21 protein-coding genes are annotated in these 22,550 nt (G+C 70.8%); 18 read left to right on the top strand and 3 right to left on the bottom strand.

The genetic code is table 11. The features are described 5' to 3' along the window. The first annotated feature begins 7 nt into the window (after positions 1-7). The 3 genes from ACODT5_RS24600 (at position 8) to ACODT5_RS24590 (ending at position 3,022) form a co-directional block, all read left to right on the top strand. Positions 8-628, top strand: a complete 621-nt coding sequence (locus tag ACODT5_RS24600) for a vitamin K epoxide reductase family protein (protein WP_422521445.1) — start codon at positions 8-10, stop codon at positions 626-628. 53 nt (positions 629-681) lie between these two features. Beyond that, entirely contained in the window at positions 682-2,037 is a 1,356-nt protein-coding gene (locus ACODT5_RS24595) for a replication-associated recombination protein A (protein WP_422521444.1), read from the top strand. A gap of 274 nt (positions 2,038-2,311) precedes the next feature. Further along, complete coding sequence (locus ACODT5_RS24590; protein ID WP_422521443.1) at positions 2,312-3,022, top strand: HNH endonuclease family protein; 711 nt, start codon at positions 2,312-2,314, stop codon at positions 3,020-3,022. Positions 3,023-3,029: 7 nt separating this feature from the next. Here ACODT5_RS24590 and ACODT5_RS24585 read toward each other — a convergent pair whose 3' ends face one another. Then, the gene (locus ACODT5_RS24585; protein WP_422521442.1) at positions 3,030-3,920 is read right to left on the bottom strand and encodes a DUF2470 domain-containing protein; all 891 of its coding nucleotides are present in this window, start codon (positions 3,918-3,920) and stop codon (positions 3,030-3,032) included. 55 nt (positions 3,921-3,975) lie between these two features. Between ACODT5_RS24585 and rpsD the strand changes: the two genes are divergently transcribed. Next, positions 3,976-4,587: a 30S ribosomal protein S4 gene (gene rpsD, locus ACODT5_RS24580; protein WP_008740451.1), complete on the top strand. Its 612-nt coding sequence runs from the start codon at positions 3,976-3,978 to the stop codon at positions 4,585-4,587. Positions 4,588-4,625: 38 nt separating this feature from the next. Here the strand turns inward: rpsD and ACODT5_RS24575 are convergent, their stop codons facing one another. After that, positions 4,626-6,893 carry an ATP-binding protein gene (locus ACODT5_RS24575; protein WP_422521441.1) on the bottom strand — a complete coding sequence of 756 codons (2,268 nt, stop codon included), beginning with the start codon at positions 6,891-6,893 and terminating at the stop codon, positions 4,626-4,628. A 169-nt stretch (positions 6,894-7,062) separates the two neighbouring features. On the opposite strand from ACODT5_RS24575, the gene ACODT5_RS24570 reads away from it, so the two are divergent. The 14 genes from ACODT5_RS24570 (at position 7,063) to nusB (ending at position 21,685) form a co-directional block, all read left to right on the top strand. Beyond that, entirely contained in the window at positions 7,063-7,515 is a 453-nt protein-coding gene (locus tag ACODT5_RS24570) for a DUF948 domain-containing protein (RefSeq protein WP_422521440.1), read from the top strand. 8 nt (positions 7,516-7,523) lie between these two features. Then, positions 7,524-7,871: a DUF6167 family protein gene (locus ACODT5_RS24565; RefSeq protein WP_422521439.1), complete on the top strand. Its 348-nt coding sequence runs from the start codon at positions 7,524-7,526 to the stop codon at positions 7,869-7,871. Further along, entirely contained in the window at positions 7,871-10,540 is a 2,670-nt protein-coding gene (alaS, locus tag ACODT5_RS24560; protein ID WP_422521438.1) for an alanine--tRNA ligase, read from the top strand. Before ACODT5_RS24565 ends, alaS begins: the two co-directional genes overlap by 1 nt. A 258-nt stretch (positions 10,541-10,798) precedes the next feature. After that, positions 10,799-12,190: an RNA-guided endonuclease IscB gene (gene iscB / locus ACODT5_RS24555; RefSeq protein ID WP_422521437.1), complete on the top strand. Its 1,392-nt coding sequence runs from the start codon at positions 10,799-10,801 to the stop codon at positions 12,188-12,190. Between the two features lie 103 nt (positions 12,191-12,293). Beyond that, complete coding sequence (ruvX, locus tag ACODT5_RS24550; protein ID WP_327251784.1) at positions 12,294-12,764, top strand: Holliday junction resolvase RuvX; 471 nt, start codon at positions 12,294-12,296, stop codon at positions 12,762-12,764. Positions 12,765-12,891: 127 nt separating this feature from the next. Beyond that, positions 12,892-14,661, top strand: coding sequence for an endolytic transglycosylase MltG (gene mltG / locus ACODT5_RS24545; RefSeq protein WP_422521436.1), 1,770 nt, complete (start codon positions 12,892-12,894; stop codon positions 14,659-14,661). Between the two features lie 6 nt (positions 14,662-14,667). Further along, positions 14,668-15,495, top strand: a complete 828-nt coding sequence (locus tag ACODT5_RS24540) for a shikimate dehydrogenase (RefSeq protein ID WP_422521435.1) — start codon at positions 14,668-14,670, stop codon at positions 15,493-15,495. A gap of 176 nt (positions 15,496-15,671) precedes the next feature. Beyond that, the gene (aroC, locus tag ACODT5_RS24535) at positions 15,672-16,856 is read left to right on the top strand and encodes a chorismate synthase (protein WP_422521434.1); all 1,185 of its coding nucleotides are present in this window, start codon (positions 15,672-15,674) and stop codon (positions 16,854-16,856) included. Between the two features lie 44 nt (positions 16,857-16,900). Next, positions 16,901-17,383 (top strand): shikimate kinase, encoded by a 483-nt coding sequence (locus tag ACODT5_RS24530; protein ID WP_422525017.1) that lies wholly within the window; start codon positions 16,901-16,903, stop codon positions 17,381-17,383. Then, the gene (aroB, locus tag ACODT5_RS24525; protein ID WP_385377014.1) at positions 17,380-18,471 is read left to right on the top strand and encodes a 3-dehydroquinate synthase; all 1,092 of its coding nucleotides are present in this window, start codon (positions 17,380-17,382) and stop codon (positions 18,469-18,471) included. The genes ACODT5_RS24530 and aroB overlap by 4 nt, the downstream gene beginning before the upstream one ends. A 187-nt stretch (positions 18,472-18,658) precedes the next feature. Then, on the top strand, positions 18,659-19,408 hold the full coding sequence (locus ACODT5_RS24520) for an AAA family ATPase (RefSeq protein ID WP_422521433.1): 750 nt from the start codon (positions 18,659-18,661) through the stop codon (positions 19,406-19,408). A gap of 101 nt (positions 19,409-19,509) precedes the next feature. Then, complete coding sequence (locus ACODT5_RS24515) at positions 19,510-20,619, top strand: M24 family metallopeptidase (protein ID WP_385377008.1); 1,110 nt, start codon at positions 19,510-19,512, stop codon at positions 20,617-20,619. A 59-nt stretch (positions 20,620-20,678) separates the two neighbouring features. Then, the gene (gene efp / locus ACODT5_RS24510; RefSeq protein ID WP_243334327.1) at positions 20,679-21,245 is read left to right on the top strand and encodes an elongation factor P; all 567 of its coding nucleotides are present in this window, start codon (positions 20,679-20,681) and stop codon (positions 21,243-21,245) included. Between the two features lie 2 nt (positions 21,246-21,247). Next, a complete protein-coding gene (gene nusB, locus ACODT5_RS24505) occupies positions 21,248-21,685 on the top strand; it encodes a transcription antitermination factor NusB (RefSeq protein ID WP_422521432.1) in 438 nt (145 codons plus the stop codon). A 179-nt stretch (positions 21,686-21,864) separates the two neighbouring features. On the opposite strand, the gene bldD is transcribed toward nusB, so the two are convergent. Further along, positions 21,865-22,365, bottom strand: a complete 501-nt coding sequence (gene bldD, locus ACODT5_RS24500; RefSeq protein WP_069929708.1) for a transcriptional regulator BldD — start codon at positions 22,363-22,365, stop codon at positions 21,865-21,867. Positions 22,366-22,550: the final 185 nt, after the last annotated feature.

Below are 22,550 nucleotides of genomic sequence, written 5' to 3'. Positions count from 1 at the left end.
GGGCCGGATGACGACACGTGGGACCGATACGGACACCGCCGAGCCGCGGACGGCCGTCGGCGGCAGCCGGGCGCTCGCCCTGCTGCTGGTGATCACGGGAGCCGCGGGACTGCTCGCCGCCTGGGTCATCACGATCGACAAGTTCAAGCTGCTGGAGGACCCGGACTTCGTCCCGGGGTGCAGCCTCAACCCGATCGTCTCCTGCGGCAACATCATGAAGAGCGACCAGGCGTCGGTCTTCGGCTTCCCGAACCCGATGCTGGGGCTGGTCGCCTACGGCATGGTCGTCTGCGTCGGCATGAGCCTGCTCGCCCGGGCGCGCTTCCCGCGCTGGTACTGGCTCACCTTGAACGCCGGGATGCTCTTCGGCGTCGGCTTCTGCACCTGGCTGATGTACCAGTCGCTGTACAACATCAACTCCCTGTGCCTGTGGTGCTGCCTGGCCTGGGTCGCCACCATCGTCATGTTCTGGTACGTCACCTCGCACAACGTCCGGAACCGGCTGCTGCCGGCCCCCGGCTGGCTGCGCGCCCTCTTCGACGAGTTCACCTGGGTGCTGCCCGTCCTGCACGTCGGGATCATCGGGATGCTGATCCTGACCCGCTGGTGGGACTTCTGGACCTCCTGAGCCCGGCCGAGGTGACGGCCGGGCCTGTCGGTGGCCTCGCATAGGCTTCCGGTGTGGAACCAGATCTCTTCACCGCCGCCGCCGAAGACCGCCAGGCGAAGGACCCCTCCAGTTCTCCGCTCGCCGTCCGGATGCGTCCGCGCACCCTGGACGAGGTCGTCGGCCAGCAGCACCTGCTGAAGCCCGGCTCCCCGCTGCGGCGGCTCGTCGGGGACGGGGCGGGCGGTCCCGCCGGCGCCTCCTCGGTGATCCTCTGGGGCCCGCCGGGCATCGGGAAGACCACGCTCGCGTACGTGGTGAGCCAGGCGACGAAGAAGCGGTTCGTCGAGCTGTCCGCGATCACCGCCGGCGTGAAGGAAGTACGGGCCGTCATCGAGGGCGCCAAGCGGGCGGCCGGCGGGTACGGCAAGGACACCGTCCTCTTCCTCGACGAGATCCACCGCTTCAGCAAGGCGCAGCAGGACTCGCTGCTGCCGGCCGTGGAGAACCGCTGGGTCACGCTGATCGCCGCGACCACGGAGAACCCGTACTTCTCGATCATCTCCCCGCTGCTGTCGCGCTCGCTGCTGCTGACGCTGGAACCGCTGACCGACGAGGACCTCAGCGCCCTGATGCACCGGGCGCTGACGGAGGAGCGGGGCCTCGGCGGCGCCGTCACCCTGCCCGCGGACGCGGAGGCACACCTGCTGCGGATCGCCGGGGGAGACGCGCGGCGCGCGCTGACGGCTCTGGAAGCGGGCGCGGGCTCGGCGATCGCCAAGGGCGAGCCGGAGATCAGCCTCCAGACCGTGGAGGAGGCCGTCGACCGGGCCGCGGTGAAGTACGACCGGGACGGCGACCAGCACTACGACGTGGCGAGCGCGCTGATCAAGTCGATCCGGGGCTCGGACGTGGACGCGGCGCTGCACTATCTGGCGCGCATGATCGAAGCGGGGGAGGACCCGCGGTTCATCGCGCGCCGGCTGATGATCTCGGCGAGCGAGGACATCGGGCTGGCCGACCCGGCGGCCCTGCCGCTCGCGGTGGCCGCGGCCCAGGCGGTGGCGATGATCGGCTTCCCGGAGGCCTCGCTCACGCTGTCGCACGTGACGATCGCGCTGGCGCTGGCCCCGAAGTCGAACACCGCGACGACGGCGATCGGCGCCGCGCTGGCCGATGTCAAGGCGGGGCTGGCGGGGTCCGTGCCGACGCACTTGCGTGACGGGCACTACAAGGGGGCGGCGAAGCTGGGGCACGCGGTGGGGTACGTGTACCCGCACGACGTGCCCGGAGCGATTGCCGCGCAGCAGTACGCGCCGGACGAGGTCCATGGCAAGCGGTACTACGAACCGACCCGGTACGGGGCCGAAGCCCGCTACGCGGACGTGGTGGAAAAGGTCCGCGAGCGGCTCCGGGGCGCCGGGTCCTGACCTGCGGCGCCGTTCCCGGGGGCCGGCCCCCGGACCCCTGCTCCTCAAACGCCGGAGGGGCTGAAAAGATCGCCTCAAACGCCGGCGGGGCTGGATATATCCAGCCCCGCCGGCGTTTGAGGCGCGGGTCCGGGCGGAGCCCGGGGAACGGGCGAAGGGCGGGCTAGGGGACTTCGCTCCGTGCAGCGGCGAGGGTCGCTGCGGGGACTTCGCCCCGCGCAGCGGCCTCGTGTCGCGGGCGCGGGGTACGGGGACCGGGCCTAGGCTCCGGAGCATGGGACGTCCCGCTCCGCTCATCGCCGCAGGCGCAGCCGTGCTGCTGCTCAGTGGGTGCCACCACGAGGACGCCGAGACGGCTCGTGCCAGCGCCGCGGCGCTGCTCGCCCAGGCCCCCCTCGCGAGCGCCGGGTTCCCGCCCGCCGCGGCCGCCGCCAAGACCCAGCTGGGCCGGCTCAAGGTCGAGTGGGGCAAGAACTGGGAGACGTACAAGCGCGAGAACTTCGGCAAGTACTGGTCCGACGAGACCGATGCGATCGGCGGCCGCAACGGCTGCGACACCCGCGACGACGTTCTGCGCCGGGACCTGCGAGAACTGCGCGAGGGCGACAGGAACCCCTGCGTCGTCCTGTCCGGGGTGCTGAAGGATCCGTACACGGGGAAGGAGCTCCCCTATACCTACCGCCGCGCCTCGCAGATCCAGACCGACCACGTCGTCGCCCTCGGCGCCGCCTGGCGCGGGGGCGCGTACGCCTGGACCCCGCAGCGGCGCCTGGAGTACGCCAACGACCTGGACGTGCTGCTCGCCGTGGACAAGCAGACGAACTACGAGAAGAGCAGCAAGACCGCGGACAAGTGGAAGCCGCCCCAGAAGGGCTACTGGTGCGAGTACGCGCGGCGGTACACCGGGATCAAGGCGAAGTACCAGCTCTCCGTGACCCCGCCGGAGAAGCAGGCGCTGCAGGAGATGCTCGGCACCTGCCCGTAGCTCCGGCCTAGCCGGCGAACAGGGTGCTCATCGCCCTGCGCAGGCCGCAGACGTCGGTCACCGGCTCCGGGAAGTCGAAGCGGGCGTCGAAGGCGGTGGCGCCGCGCGTGAAGCGCACCCGCAGGCCCAGCCGGTCCAGCGCGAGGGGGACCGCGGTCAGGCCCTCCGTCTCCCGGGTGCCCAGCAGGCCGCACAGGTCACCCATCCGGTCTCCGTGCGAAGAGGCCAGGTGCTGCAGGAGCTCCGTCTCGTGGGCCACCATCGGGTCGGGCTCGGCCCCGGCCAGCAGCTCCGGGTCCACGTGCTCGGCGCCCCACAGGTCGTCCACCGAGATCTCGCCGACCTCCAGGCGCAGCAGCATCCACGCGGGCCGGCCGGCGGGCGGTGCGTCGAGCGACTCGGTCAGGCCGAGGAGCTCGCCGACCGGGTGCCGCTCGGCCAGCAGCGCCGCGCAGGCCGCCCGGTCGGCGGCCCCGCGCACCGGCGTGAGCCACCCGGCGAGCCAGGCGCGGCCTCGGATACGATGGGGCACGGACACCGGCGCCACATCCGTGATCTCGATCACGGCGGTGAGGTCGTCGTCCTGGGCGTGAGCGGCTGCCCTGGCAGCCGCGGATTCCCCTGATACCAGGAGAATCACGTCCCCGTCCGGGGTGACGGTCCTTGCGGCCGGCATCCCTGTCCCGTACTCCCCCTGGTCCAGAGCACCCGGGAGCGTGAGGGATACTGAGGCGTTGGACTCTACGAGGGTTCGTACGCGTTCGGCTCCGGTGAGCTGCCGAACGCCTTCCCTGGGACGCGGCTGACCTTGCTTATCGTCGCCGAAAGCAGATCCTGTTTCGTTTGGATCTGAACTTCGGTGCGCACTGGGCAGGGGGATCCCATGTGGTCGAGACATTACGTCCTCCTCGCTAAGGTAAGCCTCACCTAACTTACATGGAGGTAGGTTCCACGTGAACCAGAAGCGACCCAAGGTCAAGAAGTCGCGTGCCCTCGGCATTGCGCTGACCCCGAAGGCCGTCAAGTACTTCGAGGCCCGCCCCTACCCGCCGGGCGAGCACGGCCGTGGCCGCAAGCAGAACTCGGACTACAAGGTTCGTCTGCTGGAGAAGCAGCGTCTGCGCGCTCAGTACGACATCTCTGAGCGTCAGATGGCCCGCGCGTACGACCGCGCCAAGAAGGCCGAAGGCAAGACGGGCGAGGCGCTGGTCGTCGAGCTCGAGCGTCGCCTCGACGCCCTGGTCCTGCGTTCGGGCATCGCCCGCACCATCTACCAGGCTCGCCAGATGGTCGTTCACGGCCACATCGAGGTCAACGGCGACAAGGTCGACAAGCCGTCGTTCCGCGTCCGTCCGGACGACGTCATCACGGTGCGCGAGCGCAGCCGCGAGAAGGTTCCGTTCCAGGTTGCCCGTGAGGGTGGCTACGCAGGCGAGGGCGAAACCCCGCGTTACCTGCAGGTCAACCTGAAGGCCCTGGCCTTCCGCCTGGACCGCGACCCGAACCGCAAGGAAATCCCGGTCATCTGCGACGAGCAGCTCGTCGTCGAGTACTACGCCCGCTGATCGAGCAACACCAGCGGACGTAGCCCTCACAGGCTGGTTCAGCCCGCCGGTTCCCCTTCGGGGGAGCCGGCGGGTTTCCTGCTTTTCGCGCCCGGGTGCGCCATCGGCCGCTCGGCCCGCTCCGTGGCGCCGCGCGGCCTCGGCAGCGGCCCCGCCGGCACGGGCGCCGGCTCCGGTCCCCGCAGGGCCCGCTCCACCAGGACGTCCAGGGGCAGGGTCCGGCCGTGCCGCGCGCAGGACGCGTACCGCTCGGCGCCCAGCAGCTCGCCCGCCCGCTCCTGGCACATCAGCCGCGGGGCGTTGAAGTACCCCGAGCCGAACAGCCGCATCCCCACCCCGTCCCACAGGGGCTCCGCCGCGCCCTGCAGGACCGCCGCCTCCGCCGGATGGCCCTCGGCCACCGTGACCAGCGCCAGCAGCTCCACCGCCAGCACCAGCCCGACCAGATCGCGGAACGTGTGGTTGATGGCCAGGCACTCGGCCAGCAGCCGCCGCGCCTCGGCCGTGCCCCCGGCGTCCAGCGCCGCGTACGCCAGGACGTACAGGGCGTACGCCTTGGTCCAGCGCTCCCCGCGCTCCTCGCAGATGTCCCGGACCTCCCGGCACAGGGTGAGCGCACCTGCCAGCTCGCCCTGGAAGGCCAGCGTCATCGCCAGCTCCACCTGGCACATCAGGACGTTGCTGTTGAGCTCCCCGGCCTCCCGGTAGCGCTCCAGCGCCGAGCCCAGCAGCTCCCCGGCCCGGGTCATGTCGTCCGAGACCAGCGCCAGACAGCCCATCCGGTGCACGGCGTACGCGCCCGCCACCGGGTTCTCGCTCCGCACGGCCCCGTCCCGGCATTCGTACAGCGCGCTCATCGAGGCCACCGAATCGCCCTGGAGGGCCGCGACGTACCCGAGCACCCACAGCGCCTTCAGCCGGGAGCTCTCGTACTCCGCTCCCGCGAGCCCGAGGTCGCCCTCCAGGGTCCGGTCCAGCCAGTGCCGGCCCTCGGTGAGCCGGCCGCAGCCCGCCCAGTAGAACCAGAGGGTGCCCGCCAGGTACTGGCCCAGGTGGATCTCCTCCGGCTCGTCCAGGCAGCACTCCAGGGCCAGCCGCAGGTTCGCCAGCTCCGCCTCCACCAGCGCGGCCACCTCCTCCTGGCGCGGGCTGAACCAGTCCAGCTCGCACCAGGTCGCCAGGCCCATGTACCAGTCCCGGTGCCGGCGCCGCAGCCGCCGGGCGTCGCCCAGCGACTCCAGCCAGCCCGCCCCGTAGATCCGTACGCTCTCCAGCATCCGGTAGCGGACCCCGGCCGCCGTCTCCTCCCGGATCAGCAGGGACTGCCCCAGCAGCTCCCCGACCAGGTCCAGCACCGAATCCACCGGCAGGTCCGGCCCCGCGCACACGTACTCGGCGGCGTCCAGGTCGAACTGCCCGGCGAACACCGAGAGCCGCGCCCACAGCAGCCGCTCCCCGGACGTGCACAGCTCGTGGCTCCAGCCGATCGCCGTGCGCAGCGCCCGGTGGCGGGGCAGCGCGCCGCGCGAGCCGCCCGTCAGCAGGGCGAAGCGGTCCTCCAGCCGGGACAGCACCTGCGCCGGCGACAGCGTGCGCAGCCGGCCGGCGGCCAGTTCCAGCGCCAGCGGCAGGCCGTCGAGGCGGGCGCACAGCTCGGCCAGCTCCGCCCGGTTGGCCTCCGTCAGGGCGAAGGCCGGATCGGCCGCCGAGGTCCGCTCGATCAGCAGGGCCAGGGCCTCCTCCGGGTCCAGCGGGGCCAGCGGCCAGGACAGTTCCCCGTCGAGGGTCAGCGGGCGCCGGCCGGCGGCGAGCACCCGCAGGCCGGGGGAGCGGCGCAGGAGGTCCCGTACCAGGTCGGCCGTCTCGTCGACCAGTTGCTCGAAACCGTCCAGGACCAGCAGCAGCCGCCGCTCGGCCAGGTGTTCGGCAAGGACCGTCCGGGGCGGACGGGTGGTGTGGTCGGTCAGCCCCAGCGCCTCGGCGAGCGTCAGCTCCAGCAGCGCCGGATCCCGTACGGAGGCCAGCTCGGCCAGCCACACACCATCGCAGTAGCGTTCCTGCGCCGGATCGGCGGGAGCGCCCCCGTCGGCGGGCAGAGCGGGACCGGCCGCCGCGTCGGCGGCCGCCCTGGCCGCCGCCAGTACCAGCCGGGTCTTGCCCACGCCGCCCGCGCCGGTCACCGTGACCAGCCGCGAGGCGTCCAGCAGCCGCCCCAGCTCGGAAAGTTCCCCGCCCCGCCCGACAAAGCCGCTCAGGTCCGAGGGAAGATTGCCCGGCGTCCTTCGTGGAATGGGTCTTTGTCGCATGGGACACGGAGCGTACTGGTCCGCATGCGCTGCGTACAAAGCGAGTCGATTCCCGGCACCCGGCGGGCGCGGCGCCCGGGAATTCCGGTACTGCGGCGGATCTCCGGCGCGATAGGGTCGGAGGACGACTTTTTCGCTTGGTGATCAATCTGTAGAGAGCGGTGTGAACGTGTCCGGTGGAGAGGTGGCCGGGATCCTCGTGGCCGTCTTCTGGGCCATCCTGGTCTCCTTCCTCGCCGTGGTGCTGGTGAGGCTGGCCCAGGTGCTCAAGGCGACCACCAAGCTGGTGGCCGACGTGACCGAGCAGGCCGTACCGCTGCTCGCGGACGCCTCCACCACCGTCCGCTCCGCCCGCACCCAGCTCGACCGGGTCGACGCCATCGCGAGCGACGTACAGGAAGTCACCTCCAACGCCTCCGCGCTGTCCTCCACCGTCGCCTCCACCTTCGGCGGCCCGCTCGTCAAGGTCGCGGCCTTCGGCTACGGCGTCCGCAAGGCGCTCGGCAAGGGCGGCGCGACCCCGGGCGCGACCCCCGAGGGCGCGCGGGCCAAGACCTCCCGACGGACCGTGATCGTCGGCCGTACGGTGCCGGCGGCCCGGCGCCGGAAGCAGAAGGGCTGAGATCTCCGATGTTCCGCCGAGCCTTCTGGTTCACCGCCGGCGCGGCCGCCGGCGTGTGGGCCACCACCAAGGTCAACCGGCAGCTGAAGAAGCTGACGCCGGAGAGCCTCGCCGCACAGGCCGCCGACAAGGCGATCGAGGCGGGCCACCGCCTCAAGGACTTCGCCCTCGACGTCAAGTCGGGGATGTCGCAGCGCGAGGACGAGCTGAACGACGCACTGGGACTCCACCAGGATCCCGACCTGCCCGGCAACGTCACCGCCCTTCCCGGGCCGCGGCGGCTGCGGGCCATCGAGCACGACCAGACCAAGAACCATTTTTCGAAGGTTACGTACAACCGGAATGAGGACCACTGATGGAGTCGGCTGAAATCCGCCGCCGCTGGCTGAGCTTCTTCGAGGAGCGCGGTCACACCGTTGTCCCTTCGGCGTCGCTCATCGCGGACGACCCGACTCTGCTGCTGGTGCCCGCGGGCATGGTGCCGTTCAAGCCGTACTTCCTCGGCGAGGTCAAGCCGCCCGCGTCCACGCTCACCAGCGTGCAGAAGTGCGTCCGTACGCCGGACATCGAAGAGGTCGGCAAGACCACCCGCCACGGCACGTTCTTCCAGATGTGCGGCAACTTCTCCTTCGGCGACTACTTCAAGGAAGGCGCCATCAAGTACGCCTGGGAGCTGCTCACCAGCTCCGTGGCGGACGGTGGCTACGGCCTCGAGCCCGAGAAGCTCTGGATCACGGTCTACCTCGACGACGACGAGGCCGAGGCCATCTGGCGCGACAAGGTCGGCGTCCCGCAGGAGCGCATCCAGCGCCTGGGGAAGAAGGACAACTTCTGGTCCATGGGCGTCCCGGGCCCCTGCGGTCCCTGCTCGGAGATCAACTACGACCGCGGCCCCGAGTTTGGCGTCGAGGGCGGCCCCGCGGTCAACGACGAGCGCTACGTGGAGATCTGGAACCTGGTCTTCATGCAGTACGAGCGCGGCGCCGGCGACGGGAAGGAAGACTTCCCGATCCTCGGCGACCTGCCGTCGAAGAACATCGACACCGGTCTCGGCCTCGAGCGCCTCGCCATGATCCTGCAGGGCGTACAGAACATGTACGAGACCGACACCCTGCGCGTGGTCATGGACAAGGCCACCGAGCTGACCGGCGTGCAGTACGGCGCCGAGAAGGGCACGGACGTCTCGCTGCGCGTGGTCGCCGACCACATCCGCACCTCGACCATGCTCATCGGCGACGGCGTGTCCCCCGGCAACGAGGGCCGCGGCTACGTGCTGCGCCGCATCATGCGCCGCGCGATCCGCAACATGCGCCTCATGGGCGCCACCGGCCCGGTCGTCCAGGACCTGGTCAACGTGGTCATCGAGACGATGGGGCAGCAGTACCCGGAGCTCGTGACCGACCGCAAGCGCATCGAGACCGTCGCGCTCGCCGAAGAGGCCGCCTTCCTCAAGGCCATCAAGGGCGGCACGAACATCCTCGACACCGCCGTGAGCGAGACCAAGGCCGCCGGCGGCACGGTCCTGGCCGGCGACAAGGCGTTCCTGCTCCACGACACGTGGGGCTTCCCGATCGACCTCACCCTCGAGATGGCCGCCGAGCAGGGCCTCGCCGTGGACGAGCCCGGCTTCCGCCGCCTGATGCAGGAGCAGCGCGACCGCGCCAAGGCCGACGCCAAGGCCAAGAAGACCGGCCACGCGGACATGTCCGCCTACCGGGAGATCGCCGACGGCTCCGGCGCCACCGAGTTCACCGGCTACGCCACCAACCAGGGCGAGTCCACCATCGTCGGCCTCCTGGTCAACGGCGTCTCCGCGCCCGCCGCCTCCGAGGGCGACGAGGTCGAGGTCGTCCTGGACCGCACCCCCTTCTACGCCGAGGGCGGCGGCCAGCTCGCCGACCAGGGCCGCATCAAGCTCGACTCGGGCGCCGTCATCGTCGTCCGCGACGTGCAGCAGCCGGTCCCGGGCGTCTCCGTGCACAAGGGCTCCGTCCAGGTCGGCGAGGTGACGGTGGGCGCCTCCGCGTACGCCGCCATCGACATCCAGCGCCGCCGCGCCATCGCCCGCGCCCACTCGGCCACGCACCTGACGCACCAGGCCCTGCGCGACGCGCTCGGCCCGACGGCCGCCCAGGCCGGTTCCGAGAACTCGCCCGGTCGCTTCCGCTTCGACTTCGGCTCGCCGAACGCCGTGCCCGGCTCGGTCCTCACCGACGTCGAGCACAAGATCAACGACGTGCTCTCCCGCGAGCTCGAGGTCACTGCCGAGATCCTGAGCATCGACGAGGCGAAGAAGCAGGGCGCCATCGCCGAGTTCGGCGAGAAGTACGGCGAGCGCGTGCGCGTCGTGACCATCGGCGACTTCTCCAAGGAGCTGTGCGGCGGCACCCACGTCTCGAACACCAGCCAGCTCGGCCTGGTGAAGCTGCTCGGCGAGTCCTCCATCGGCTCCGGCGTGCGCCGCGTCGAGGCCCTCGTCGGCGTGGACGCGTACAACTTCCTCGCCAAGGAGCACACGGTCGTCGCCCAGCTCCAGGAGCTGGTCAAGGGCCGTGCCGAGGAGCTGCCGGAGAAGATCGCCTCCATGCTCGGCAAGCTGAAGGACGCCGAGAAGGAGATCGAGAAGTTCCGCGCGGAGAAGGTCCTCCAGGCCGCCGCCGGTCTCGCCGCCGGCGCCCAGGACATCCGCGGCGTCGCCCTCGTCGTGGGCACCGTCCCGGACGGCACCGGCGCCGACGACCTGCGCAAGCTGGTCCTCGACGTGCGTGGCCGCATCCAGGGCGACCGCCCGGCCGTCGTGGCCCTGTTCACCACGGCGAACGACCGCCCGCTGACCGTCATCGCCACCAACGAGGCCGCCCGCGAGCGCGGTCTCAAGGCCGGCGAGCTGGTCCGTACGGCCGCCAAGACCCTCGGTGGCGGTGGCGGCGGCAAGCCGGACGTGGCCCAGGGCGGTGGCCAGAACCCGGCCGCCATCCCCGAGGCCATCGCCGCGGTCGAGCGCCTCGTCGTAGAGACGGCCTGAAGGTAACGGGATCCCCCTCCTGAAGGAGGGGGCTTTCAGCTCTACGGGCTGAGGGCCGCCGTTACCAGCACCAGCCAACAATCCGTATGTGGGAGGTGAACGAAGTTGGCTACGTACCGCGTAGGACAGAAGACCCACCCACCTGTGCTTCCTCAGCAGTTGGCTCTGGAATTCGAGTCAGCAGACACCCCCCGGATCGGGGACGAAACGGGACTCGAACGCCGTAAGGCACCCGGCGCGGTACATGTGCGAGGGGAGATGCCCGGTGCTTCACCTGGCGCCGGGCGCGTCACCCCCAACCACCAGGTTGGGGAGAAGGCCCGTGAGGGCCACCCCGTCGTGTTCGTCCTGGACAAGCACGGCACACCGCTCCAACCCACCAGCCCCCCCAGAGCCCGCAAGCTCCTCCGTGAGGGCCGGGCGGTCGTGGCCCGGCACACTCCATTCGTAATCCGGCTCAAAGACCGTACAGTCTGCGCATCGCAGGTGGACGGTGTGGAACTCGGGATCGACCCCGGCTCGAAGCACACCGGCATCGCCGTGTTGACCGCGAAGAACGGTGAGCGCCGTGGCCTGTACGCGGTCGAACTCGCCCACCGGGGCAGCGTGATCCGGGACAAACTGACCGCTCGTGCCGCCTACCGGCGTGGCAGGCGCAGCCGCAACCTGCGCTACCGCGCGCCCCGCTTCTCCAACCGGGCCCGTCCACAGGGCTGGCTCGCCCCGTCGCTGCGTCACCGCGTGGACACGACCATGTCGTGGACCGACCGGCTCGCACGCTGGGCACCCGTCCGAGCGGTGCATGTGGAGCGGGTCGCGTTCGACACCCACGCCATGTCCAACGGCGGACCGCTGGAAGGGGCCGAATACCAGCACGGCACCCTGCACGGCACAGAAGTCCGCGAATACCTCCTCGCCAAGTGGAGGAGGTCCTGCGCCTACTGCAGCATCACCGGAGTGCCCCTCAACATCGACCACATCCACCCCCGCTCACGCGGCGGCAGCGACCGTGTTTCCAACCTGTGCACCGCATGCATCCCCTGCAACGAGAAGAAGTCCAATCAGCCCGTCGAAGACTTCCTCAGGCAATCGCCGCGCCAGCTGGCCCGCATCCTTGCCCAGGCCAAAGCCCCCCTCCGCGACGCGGCAGCCGTCAATGCCACCCGCTGGGTACTCTGGCACGCCCTTGATACCGCGTTCCCCAACGTGCGCACGGCGTCCGGTGGCCGCACGAAGTGGAACCGGATGCGGACCGGTACCCCGAAGACCCACACCCTCGACGCCCTGTGCGTCGGCGAACTCGACACCATCACCCGTACCCCGGCTCGCGTCCTCGCGGTCACCGCGACCGGGCGCGGCACTTACGCCCGCACACGCACCGACAAGTACGGCTTCCCCCGCCTACGGCTGCCCAGGCAGAAACAGTTCTTCGGCTACCAGACCGGCGATTTGGCTAGCGCGGTCGTACGTACCGGCAAGAAGGCCGGTACCCACGTCGGCCGGGTCGCCGTCCGCGCCACCGGCCGCTTCAACATCAAAACCGCACACGGCCTCATCCAGGGCATCGGACACAAACACTTCCGGCTCCTCCAGCGGGCCGACGGCTACGCCTACACCGCCCGACCCGAAGGCCTCACCGTTGCCATCTGACCGCCATCGGCAGAGCGAGGAGACCTCCGGCGCTCCGCTCCTCCGGCCCAAGGGTTCGTTTCCTCCCCCAGCTAAAGCAGGGGGTATCCACGAAAGAAGTCCGATGACACTGCGCCGCGGCCGCCGTCTGGCCATCGATGTCGGCGACGCCCGGATCGGGGTCGCCTCGTGCGACCCCGACGGGGTGTTGGCCACTCCGGTGGAAACCGTTCCGGGGCGGGACATCCCCTTCGCCCACCGGCGGCTGCGGCAGCTCGTCGCGGAGTACGAGCCCATCGAGGTGGTGGTCGGTCTGCCCCGCTCGCTCAGCGGGCGGGAAGGGCCGGCCGCGGCCAAATGCCGCGCCTTCGCCATGGAACTCGCCAAGGGCATCAAGCCCGTGACGGTGCGTCTGGTGGACGAGCGGATGACCACGGTCACCGCCGCCCAGGGCCTGCGGGCCTCGGGGAAGAACGCGAAGAAGAGCCGGTCGGTCATCGATCAGGCGGCCGCCGTGGTGATCCTGCAGAACGCTCTTGAGACCGAACGGGTATCAGGTAATCCGCCCGGTGAGTGCGTCGAAGTGGTTGTCTGATCGCGATACGGTAACGTTCCGCGCGATGTGACGGCATTCGAACAGTCGTCGCTTATCAGAAGAGGCGGCACCGTGTGCCGCGGCGGACGGAGCCGCGGCCAACGCCCTGCGGCGCGCTAGGGGATCGATGACTGAGTATGGCCGGGGCCCTGGCCCCGAACCGTGGCACCCCGAGGACCCGCAGTACGGGGACCAGGGGTGGACCGGGCACGAGGCCCAGCAGGGTCAGATGCCTTACGTCGGAGGCCCGCAGCAGTACCAGCAGGAGCCTCACCCCCAGCAGGCCTACTACGCGCAGCAGCAGGGCCAGGGCCAGTACCCCCAGGCCCAGCAGATGCCGTACCCGCAGCAGCAGCCTCAGCAGCAGCAGATGCCGTATCCGCAGCACCCTCAGCAGCACCCGCAACACCAGCAGTATCCGCAGCGCCAGCAGCAGACGTACGGGGGCCAGGGCCAGGTCTGGGACACCGGTCAGAACCAGGTCTGGGACACCGGCCAGGGCCAGTACGCCGCGGTCCCGCAGACGGCCGACCCGTACGCCGGCGCGGATCCGTACGCGCAGCAGCAGACGAGCGGCTACCCCGGCGAGGCCCCCGACCTCTACGGCACCCCCGAGGCCTTTCCGCCCCCGCGGCCGCCGAGCATGCGGCACCTGGAGACCGAGGAGCCGTGGCAGGAAGAAGAGGACGCCGCGGCCGACTCCTTCCTCGCGGGCGGCGGCAGCAGCAGCGGTGACGACGGCGATGACGGTGACGGCGACGACGGCGGGCGCGGCGGCCGCCGGTCGGGCCGTTCCGGCGGCAAACCGAAGAAGCGCAGCGGCATGGCCTGCCTCATCGCGGCCGTGGTCATCATCGGCGTGGTCGGCGGTGGCGGCTACTACGGCTACAGCTACCTCAAGGCCAGGTTCTCCACGGCTGAGGACTTCTCGGGCGAAGGCATCGACGAGACCGTCGACGTGGAGATCCCCAAGGGTGCGAGCCTGGCTCAGATGGGCGGCATCCTGAAGGAGGCGGGCGTGGTCGCGAGCGCCCAGGCCTTCGTGAACGCCGCGACGGCGAACCCCGACGGCACGTCGATCCAGCCCGGCGTCTATCCGCTGAAGAAGAAGATGTCCGCCGCCGCGGCGGTCGAGTTCATGACCGACCCCACCAAGCTGCACGTGCTCACCGTCACCGAGGGCATGCGCAACAGCACGGTCTACGACGCGATCGACAAGAAGCTCGAGAAGCCGGCCGGCACCACCAAGGACATCGCCTTCAAGCAGGCCAAGACCCTCGGCCTGCCTGCCTGGGCGAACAACGACAAGAACATCATGGACCCGCTCGAGGGCTTCCTGTACCCGATGCGCTACGACCTGACGAAGGACAGCACTCCCGAGTCGCTGCTCAAGCAGATGGTCAAGAACGCGACGGACGAGTACACGAAGCTCGGGGTCGAGGGCAAGGCCAGGGAACTGGGCCTGGACAACCCGCTCCAGGTGATCACGGTCGCCAGCCTCGTCAACGCCGAGGGCATGAACCACGACGACTTCCGGAAGATGGCGGAGGTGGTCTACAACCGCCTCAAGAAGACCAACGACGTTACGAACCGGAAGATCGAGTTCGACTCGACGTACAACTACATCAAGGGCCAGAGCGAGATCAACTTCAACCTCAAGGAAGCCAAGGCCTTCGTCCACCCGTACAACACGCACAACGTGGCGGGACTGCCCCCGGGTCCGATCGGGAACCCCGGCCTGGAGGCGCTGACCGCTACGCTCGACCCGGACCGCGGCGGCTGGATGTTCTTCGTGTCGGTCGACGGCAAGAAGACGACCTTCACCAAGACGTACGACGAGCACCTCAAGCTCGTGGCCGAGTTCCAGGCACGGCAGAAGCAGAAGAACGGCGGGTAGCAGGACATGTCACGGATACGGGCCGCGGTGCTGGGTTCGCCCATCGAGCACTCGCTCTCACCGGTGCTGCACCGCGCCGCGTACCAGGAGCTCGGCCTCGGAGACCGGTCGTACGACCGCTTCGAGGTCGACGAGGCCGCGCTCCCCGGCTTCATCGCACGGCTCGGCCCCGAGTGGGCCGGGCTGTCGCTGACCATGCCGCTCAAGCGGGCGATCATCCCGCTGCTCGACGAGATCAGTGACACGGCCGCCTCCGTGGAGACGGTCAACACCGTCGTCTTCACCGAGGACGGCCGCAAGGTCGGTGAGAACACCGACATCCCCGGCCTGCTCGCGGCGCTGAGCGAGCAGGGCACCGGGAAAGTGGAGTCCGCCGCCGTCCTCGGTGCGGGCGCCACCGCTTCCTCGGCGCTCGCCGCGCTGGCCCGGATCTGCACCGGCGAGGTGACCGCGTACGTACGCTCCGAGGCCCGGGCCGCGGAGATGCGCGAGTGGGGCGAGCGGCTCGGTGTGGACGTCCGTACGGCCGACTGGTCGCGGGCGGCCGAGGCGCTGGCCGCGCCGCTGGTCATCGCCACCACCCCGGCCGGTGCCACGGACGAGCTGGCCGGCTCCGTGCCCGCCGCTCCGGGCACCCTCTTCGACGTCCTGTACGACCCCTGGCCCACGCCCCTGGCCGCGGCCTGGACGCGGCGCGGCGGCAAGGTCCTCGGCGGCCTCGACCTCCTGGTCCACCAGGCGGTCCTCCAGGTCGAGCTGATGACGGGCTGTCCCACCGCTCCGCTCGGGGCCATGCGCGCCGCGGGCGAGGCGGCGCTGCGCGCCCGCCACTGAGCCGAAGCGGAACCTTCCTAGATCCACATGTCGCACCGGGCCGGGGTGCGCCGCCGTCCGACAGCTGGACCGGAGGGCGGTGTGCGGGCCGGGACATGGGAGGATCGGGTGAAGGCGGGTCAGGGCCGCGCACCCGATCGCGCCATCGATGACAGGCGCGAGCACGAGGAGCATCGTTGAGCAGGTTGCGTTGGCTGACGGCCGGGGAATCTCACGGCCCGGCTCTGGTAGCGACGCTGGAGGGGCTTCCCGCCGGCGTCCCGGTCACCACCGCGCTGGTGGCCGACCACCTCGCCCGGCGCCGGCTCGGCTACGGCCGCGGTGCCCGGATGAAGTTCGAGCAGGACGAGGTGACATTTCTCGGGGGTGTCCGGCACGGACTTTCCCTCGGCTCCCCGGTCGCCGTGATGGTGGGCAACAGCGAGTGGCCCAAGTGGGAGACGGTCATGTCGGCCGACCCGGTCGACCCCTCGCTGCTCAAGGAGACGGGCCGCAACGCGCCGTTGACCCGGCCGCGTCCCGGTCACGCCGACCTCGCCGGCATGCAGAAGTACGGCTTCGACGAGGCCCGGCCGATCCTGGAGCGCGCCAGCGCCCGTGAGACCGCCGCCCGCGTGGCCCTCGGCGCCGTCGCCCGGTCCTTCCTCAAGGAGGTCGCGGGCATCGAGATCGTCTCCCACGTCGTGGAGCTCGCGGCCGCCAAGGCCCCGTACGGCGTCTACCCGACCCCCGCCGACGTCGAGAAGCTCGACGCCGACCCGGTGCGCTGCCTCGACGCCGACGCGTCGAAGGCGATGGTCGCGGAGATCGACCAGGCCCACAAGGACGGCGACACCCTCGGCGGCGTCGTCGAGGTCCTCGCCTACGGCGTGCCCGTCGGCCTCGGCTCGCACGTGCACTGGGACCGCCGCCTCGACGCGCGCCTCGCGGCCGCGCTCATGGGCATCCAGGCCATCAAGGGCGTGGAGGTCGGCGACGGCTTCGACCTGGCCCGCGTGCCCGGCTCGCAGGCGCACGACGAGATCGTCAACACCCCCGAGGGCATCAAGCGCACCTCCGGCCGCTCCGGCGGCACCGAGGGTGGTCTGACGACCGGCGAGCTGCTGCGCGTGCGCGCGGCGATGAAGCCGATCGCGACCGTGCCGAAGGCCCTGGCGACCGTGGACGTCGCCACCGGCGAGGCCACCGTCGCGCACCACCAGCGCTCCGACGTCTGTGCGGTGCCCGCCGCGGGCATCGTCGCCGAGGCCATGGTCGCCCTGGTGCTGGCCGACGCCGTCGTGGAGAAGTTCGGCGGCGACTCCGTCCCCGAGACCCGCCGCAACGTCCGGTCCTACCTCGACAACCTGCAGATCCGGTGACGGGCACCAGCGCGTCCGGACCCCTGGTGGTCCTCGTCGGCCCCATGGGGTCCGGCAAGTCCACCGTGGGCGAGCTGATCGCCCAGCGGCTCGGCGTCTCCTACCGGGACACCGACGCCGACATCGTCGCGGCCACGGGCCGGGAGATCTCCGACATCTTCGTGGACGAGGGCGAACCGCACTTCCGCGAGCTGGAGCGGGAGGCGGTCGCCGCGGCCCTCGCCGGCCACGAGGGCGTCCTCGCCCTCGGCGGCGGCGCCGTCCTCGACGAGAAGACGCGCGAGCTGCTGGCCGGGCTGCCCGTCGCCTACCTCTCGATGGACGTCGAGGAAGCCGTCAAGCGCGTCGGCCTCGGCGCCGCGCGCCCGCTGCTCGCCGTCAACCCGCGCCGTCAGTGGCGCGAGCTGATGGACGCCCGGCGCCCCCTGTACACCGAAGTCGCGCGCGTCGTGGTGGCCACCGACGAGCGCACCCCCGAAGAGGTCGCCCAGGCGGTCCTCGACGCTCTGGAGTTGAAGAACGCATGACGGACAAGGTGACGCGGATCCAGGTCGGCGCGAGCGCCGGGCACGAAGCGTACGAGGTGCTGGTCGGCCGGCAGCTGCTCGGCGAGCTCGGCTCCCTGATCGGTACGAAGGCCCAGCGGGTCGCCGTCATCCACCCCGAGGCCCTCGCCTCGACCGGTGAGGCCCTGCGGGACGACCTGGCCGCCCAGGGGTACGAGGCCGTCGCCATCCAGGTGCCGAACGCCGAGGAGGCCAAGACGGCCGAGGTGGCGGCGTACTGCTGGAAGGCGCTGGGCCAGTCCGGCTTCACCCGCAGCGACGCCATCGTCGGTGTCGGCGGGGGATCCACCACCGACCTCGCGGGCTTCGTCGCGGCCTCCTGGCTGCGCGGGGTGCGCTGGATCGCCGTCCCGACCACCATCCTCGCGATGGTGGACGCGGCCGTCGGCGGGAAGACCGGCATCAACACCGCCGAGGGCAAGAACCTCGTCGGCGCCTTCCACCCGCCGGCCGGCGTGCTCTGCGACCTGGCGGCGCTGGAGTCGCTGCCGGTCAACGACTACGTCAGCGGTCTCGCCGAGATCATCAAGGCCGGATTCATCTCCGACCCGGTGATCCTCGACCTGATCGAGGCGGACCCCGAGGCGGCGCGCACCCCCGCCGGCCCGCACACGGCCGAGCTGATCTGCCGCTCCATCCAGGTCAAGGCCGACGTGGTCTCCAGCGACCTCAAGGAGTCGGGCCTGCGGGAGATCCTCAACTACGGGCACACCCTCGCGCACGCCATCGAGAAGAACGAGCGCTACAAGTGGCGCCACGGCGCGGCCGTTTCGGTCGGCATGGTCTTCGCCGCCGAGCTCGGCCGGCTCGCGGGCCGGCTCGACGACGAGACGGCCGACCGGCACAAGGCCGTCCTCGCCTCGGTGGGACTGCCGCTGACCTACCGCGGCGACCAGTGGCCCAAGCTGCTGGAGACCATGAAGCTCGACAAGAAGTCCCGGGGCGACCTGCTGCGCTTCATCGTCCTGGACGGGCTGGCGAAGCCGACCGTCCTGGAGGGTCCCGACCCGGCCGTCCTCGTGGCGGCCTTCGGTGAGGTCACGGCCTGAGGCTGTCGGGCCGGTGAGCCTGCCGGGCCGGTGAGCTGCCGGGCCGGGACGAACCGGCCCGCAGCGCTCTGAACCGGTCTGTACCGGTCTGGGCAGCGCCATCTCGCGACCGCGTGACCCGGCGAGCCCCCGGGGTCATATAACGTTCTCGTATCAGTCGTGGTGGAACGAGACGGAGTGGCAGCGGATGCAGCAGGGAGTCGGAGGCGGGGGCTGGGAGCCACCGGGGAATCAGCACCCGGTGGCGCCCCCGCAGCCGCCGGTGGCGGGCTGGCCCCTGCCTCCCATGCCCTCGGGGCACGCCGCGCCCCTGGCCTCGCCGGGTCCGCCGGACGGGTTCACCGGGCACGTCCCGCTGCCGCCCGCCGTCCCCGGCACCGGCGGCGCCACCCTCGCGGTGCTGCTGATCGGCCCCGCGGGCGCCGGCAAGACCACGGTGGCCCGCCACTGGGCCGGCACCCGGCCCGTCCCCACCGCGCACATCAGCCTGGACGACGTACGGGAATGGGTCTGCTCGGGCTTCGCGGATCCGCAGGCCGGCTGGAACGACCACTCCGAGGCGCAGTACCGCCTGGCCCGCCGCACCTGCGGGTTCGCCGCCCGGAACTTCCTGGCCAACGGGATCTCCTGCATCCTCGACGACGCCGTGTTCCCGGACCGGCCGGTGGTGGGCCTCGGCGGGTGGAAGCGCCACGTCGGGCCCGCGCTGCTGCCGGTCGTCCTGCTGCCCGGCCTGGAGATCGTCCTGGAACGCAACGCCGCCCGCTCCGGGAACCGGCGGCTCTCCGACGAGGAGGTCGCGCGGATCCACGGCCGGATGGCCGGCTGGTACGGATCCGGGCTGCCGATCATCGACAACTCCCACCTGGACGTCGAGGGAACCGCCCGCGCCCTGGACGAGACCCTGGCCCGCGTCATCTCGCAACCGGCCTACTGACCTGCCGAATTCCTGTCCGCGGCGCCCGCCGGGCCCGGCCCGGCCCCCGTACGGCTGCGCTCACCAGGCCGGATGCGCGCCGCGCTCGTAGGCTCGGAAACATGTCAGACGTGTACGCGGCCCGCCGGGGCCTGCTTCGCGACCGCTGTGCGGCCGCCGGAAACGCCGCCGCACTCATCACGCGTCCGGCGAACGTCCGTTACCTCTCCGGGGCGTCGCCGCTGGGCGCGGTCCTGCTGCTCGGTCCGGGCGGTGAGGACATGCTGTTCTGCGCCGGGCAGCCCACGGGGGAGGCCGACGAGGGACGGCTCGACGAGCACCTGCGGCTCTCCGTACTGGCCGGCCCCGGAGCGGATCCGGCCGTCGCGGCGGCCGACGCGGCCTCCGCCGCCCGCGCCGAGTCCCTCGCGGTCGAGGAACACCACCTCACCGTCGGCCGGCACCGGGCGATCGGATCGGTGGCGCCCGGGCTGCGCCTGGCCGACCTGGGGACCGCGGTGGAACAGCAGCGCCTCGTCAAGGACGAGGAGGAGATCGCCTGCCTGCGGATCGCCGCCGAGATCGCCGACCAGGCCCTCGGGGAACTGCTGGAATCGATCCTGGTGGGCCGCACCGAGCGGCACCTCGCGCTGGAGCTGGAACGCCGGCTCGTGGACCACGGGGCCGACGGCCCGGCCTTCCCGACCTCCGTCGGCACCGGCCCGCACTCCGGCCGCTCCCGGCACCGGCCCTCCGACCGGCGGGTCGAGGAGGGTGATTTCCTCTCCGTCTGCCTCGGCGCGAACTACCGGGGCTACCGCTGCGAGATCGGCCGCACCTTCGTGATCGGCACGACCCCCGCCGACTGGCAGATCGAGCTCTACGAACTCGTCTTCGCCGCCCAGCGGGCGGGCCGGGAGGCCCTGCTGCCCGGTGCCGCGTACCGCGATGTGGATCACGCGGCCCGCTCCGTACTCGACTCCGCAGGTCACGGCGAGGCCCTCGCGGCGTGGACCGGACACGGTGTCGGCCTCGAAATCGACGAGGACCCGCAGCTTGCACCTACGGCCATGGGTAAACTGGACGCTTGCGTGCCGGTCACCGTCGAGCCGGGGGTTCACCTCCCTGGCCGGGGCGGTGTCCGGATCGATGACACGCTCGTCGTACGCCCCGAGGCGGACGGCGGTCCCGAGCTACTCACCATTACGACCAAGGAGCTGCTCGCGCTCTAGCCCGCGTCGCCGGGCTGTGCGCGCACCCGTGGTCCTCCAGTGCAGGAGATTCCCAAACCGTGGCTTCCACGAACGACCTCAAGAACGGCATGGTGCTCAAGCTCGACGGTGGCCAGCTCTGGTCCGTCGTCGAGTTCCAGCACGTCAAGCCCGGCAAGGGCCCGGCCTTCGTGCGCACCAAGCTGAAGAGCGTCATGTCCGGCAAGGTCGTCGACAAGACGTTCAACGCCGGCACCAAGGTCGAGACGGCCACCATCGACCGCCGCGACATGCAGTTCTCCTACATGGACGGCGAGTACTTCGTGTTCATGGACATGGAGGACTTCGACCAGCTCATGGTCGACAAGAAGGCCGTCGGCGATGCCGCCAACTTCCTGATCGAGGGCTTCACCGCCTCCGTGGCCCGCCACGAGGGCGAGGTGCTCTACGTCGAGCTCCCGGCCGCCGTCGAGCTGACCATCGAGCACACCGACCCGGGCGTCCAGGGCGACCGCTCCACCGGTGGCACCAAGCCGGCGACGCTGGAGACGGGCCACGAGATCCAGGTCCCGCTCTTCATCAACACCGGCGAGAAGATCAAGGTCGACACCCGCACCAGCGACTACCTCGGCCGGGTGAACAGCTAACCGTGGCTGCCCGGAGCAACGCGCGTAAGCGCGCTTTCCAGATCCTGTTCGAGGCCGACCAGCGCGGGGTCTCCGTGCGCGAGGTCCTCGCGGACTGGGTCCGCCACTCGCGGTCGGACACCGACCGCCAGCCCGCGGTGAACGAGTTCACCATGGAACTCGTCGAGGGGTACGCCGACAAGGTGGACCGCATCGACGATCTGATCGCCACCTACGCCGTGGACTGGGACCTCGACCGCATGCCGGTCGTGGACCGGAACATCGTGCGTCTCGGTGCCTACGAGCTGATCTGGGTCGACGGAACCCCGGACGCCGTGGCCATCGACGAGGCCGTCCAGCTGGCCAAGGAGTTCTCCACGGACGAGTCTCCCTCGTTCGTGAACGGACTGCTCGCCCGCTTCAAGGACCTCAAGCCGAAGCTGCGCCGCAGCGAGAGCTGACCCGGCGCCGCCGGTTCGGCGTGAACGGAGGGCCCGCAGTGCACACGCGCTGCGGGCCCTCCGTCGTCGTATGCCGGGTCGTCGTCGTTTGCAGGGTCGGCATGAAAAAACCGGTGGGTGCCGGGAGCCTGTCGGCTCCCGGCACCCACCGGTAAACGTTTCTGCTGAGGCCTGGGGGACTAGATGTCCTCGTGTGCCACCGCGCGACGCGCGTCCGCGTCCAGCACGCCCCAGCTGATCAGCTGCTCGGTCAGGACCGAGGGCGACTGGTCGTAGATGACGGCGAGGGTGCGCAGGTCGTCCTGGCGGATCGAGAGCACCTTGCCGTTGTAGTCGCCGCGCTGGCTCTGGATGGTCGCGGCGTAACGCTGCAGCGGACCGGCCTTCTCGGCGGGCACGTGGGCCAGGCGCTCCAGGTCCAGGCGCAGCTTCGGCGGCGGCTCGGCCGCTCCGCCGGGGGTCGTACCCGGCAGCAGTTCCTGCACCGGAACCCCGTAGAAGTCCGCCAGCTCGGCAAGACGCTGGACGGTCACGGCGCGGTCTCCGCGCTCGTAAGAACCGACCACCACGGCCTTCCACCGGCCCTGGGACTTCTCCTCGACACCATGGAGGGAAAGGCCCTGCTGGGTGCGGATGGCGCGGAGCTTGGCCCCGAGCTGTTTGGCGTATTCGCTGGACATAACGCTCCCGGACGCTGTGACGACATGACCACGTGCGGCTCCGCCGCGCGGCTGGTAACTCACTGTGAGGTTACGCAGCGTTACTTGGATGCGTCAAGCCGAATGGTCTCCAACGCCCACGTAAGAGGGGTCCTGGTCTGCCCCGATGCCAGGTCGCGGGAATCCCCCTGGTACCGTGGAACACG

This window comes from Streptomyces tatrensis (assembly GCF_049310065.1).
GTDB lineage: Bacteria > Actinomycetota > Actinomycetes > Streptomycetales > Streptomycetaceae > Streptomyces.
This window is presented reverse-complemented; position numbering and strand designations above follow the sequence as displayed.

Bases quoted from the DNA above. Each gene is read 5' to 3' on its own strand.
- iscB (WP_422521437.1), top strand. From the start codon at position 10,799: ATGCCCGGTGCTTCACCTGGCGCCGGGCGCGTCACCCCCAACCACCAG.
- ACODT5_RS24585 (WP_422521442.1), bottom strand. From the start codon at position 3,920: ATGTCTCGACCACATGGGATCCCCCTGCCCAGTGCGCACCGAAGTTCA.
- ACODT5_RS24600 (WP_422521445.1), top strand. From the start codon at position 8: ATGACGACACGTGGGACCGATACGGACACCGCCGAGCCGCGGACGGCC.
- ACODT5_RS24590 (WP_422521443.1), top strand. From the start codon at position 2,312: ATGGGACGTCCCGCTCCGCTCATCGCCGCAGGCGCAGCCGTGCTGCTG.
- ACODT5_RS24530 (WP_422525017.1), top strand. From the start codon at position 16,901: ATGGGGTCCGGCAAGTCCACCGTGGGCGAGCTGATCGCCCAGCGGCTC.
- mltG (WP_422521436.1), top strand. From the start codon at position 12,892: ATGACTGAGTATGGCCGGGGCCCTGGCCCCGAACCGTGGCACCCCGAG.
- ruvX (WP_327251784.1), top strand. From the start codon at position 12,294: ATGACACTGCGCCGCGGCCGCCGTCTGGCCATCGATGTCGGCGACGCC.
- ACODT5_RS24540 (WP_422521435.1), top strand. From the start codon at position 14,668: ATGTCACGGATACGGGCCGCGGTGCTGGGTTCGCCCATCGAGCACTCG.
- aroB (WP_385377014.1), top strand. From the start codon at position 17,380: ATGACGGACAAGGTGACGCGGATCCAGGTCGGCGCGAGCGCCGGGCAC.
- alaS (WP_422521438.1), top strand. From the start codon at position 7,871: ATGGAGTCGGCTGAAATCCGCCGCCGCTGGCTGAGCTTCTTCGAGGAG.
- ACODT5_RS24520 (WP_422521433.1), top strand. From the start codon at position 18,659: ATGCAGCAGGGAGTCGGAGGCGGGGGCTGGGAGCCACCGGGGAATCAG.
- ACODT5_RS24515 (WP_385377008.1), top strand. From the start codon at position 19,510: ATGTCAGACGTGTACGCGGCCCGCCGGGGCCTGCTTCGCGACCGCTGT.
- ACODT5_RS24565 (WP_422521439.1), top strand. From the start codon at position 7,524: ATGTTCCGCCGAGCCTTCTGGTTCACCGCCGGCGCGGCCGCCGGCGTG.
- bldD (WP_069929708.1), bottom strand. From the start codon at position 22,365: ATGTCCAGCGAATACGCCAAACAGCTCGGGGCCAAGCTCCGCGCCATC.
- ACODT5_RS24575 (WP_422521441.1), bottom strand. From the start codon at position 6,893: ATGCGACAAAGACCCATTCCACGAAGGACGCCGGGCAATCTTCCCTCG.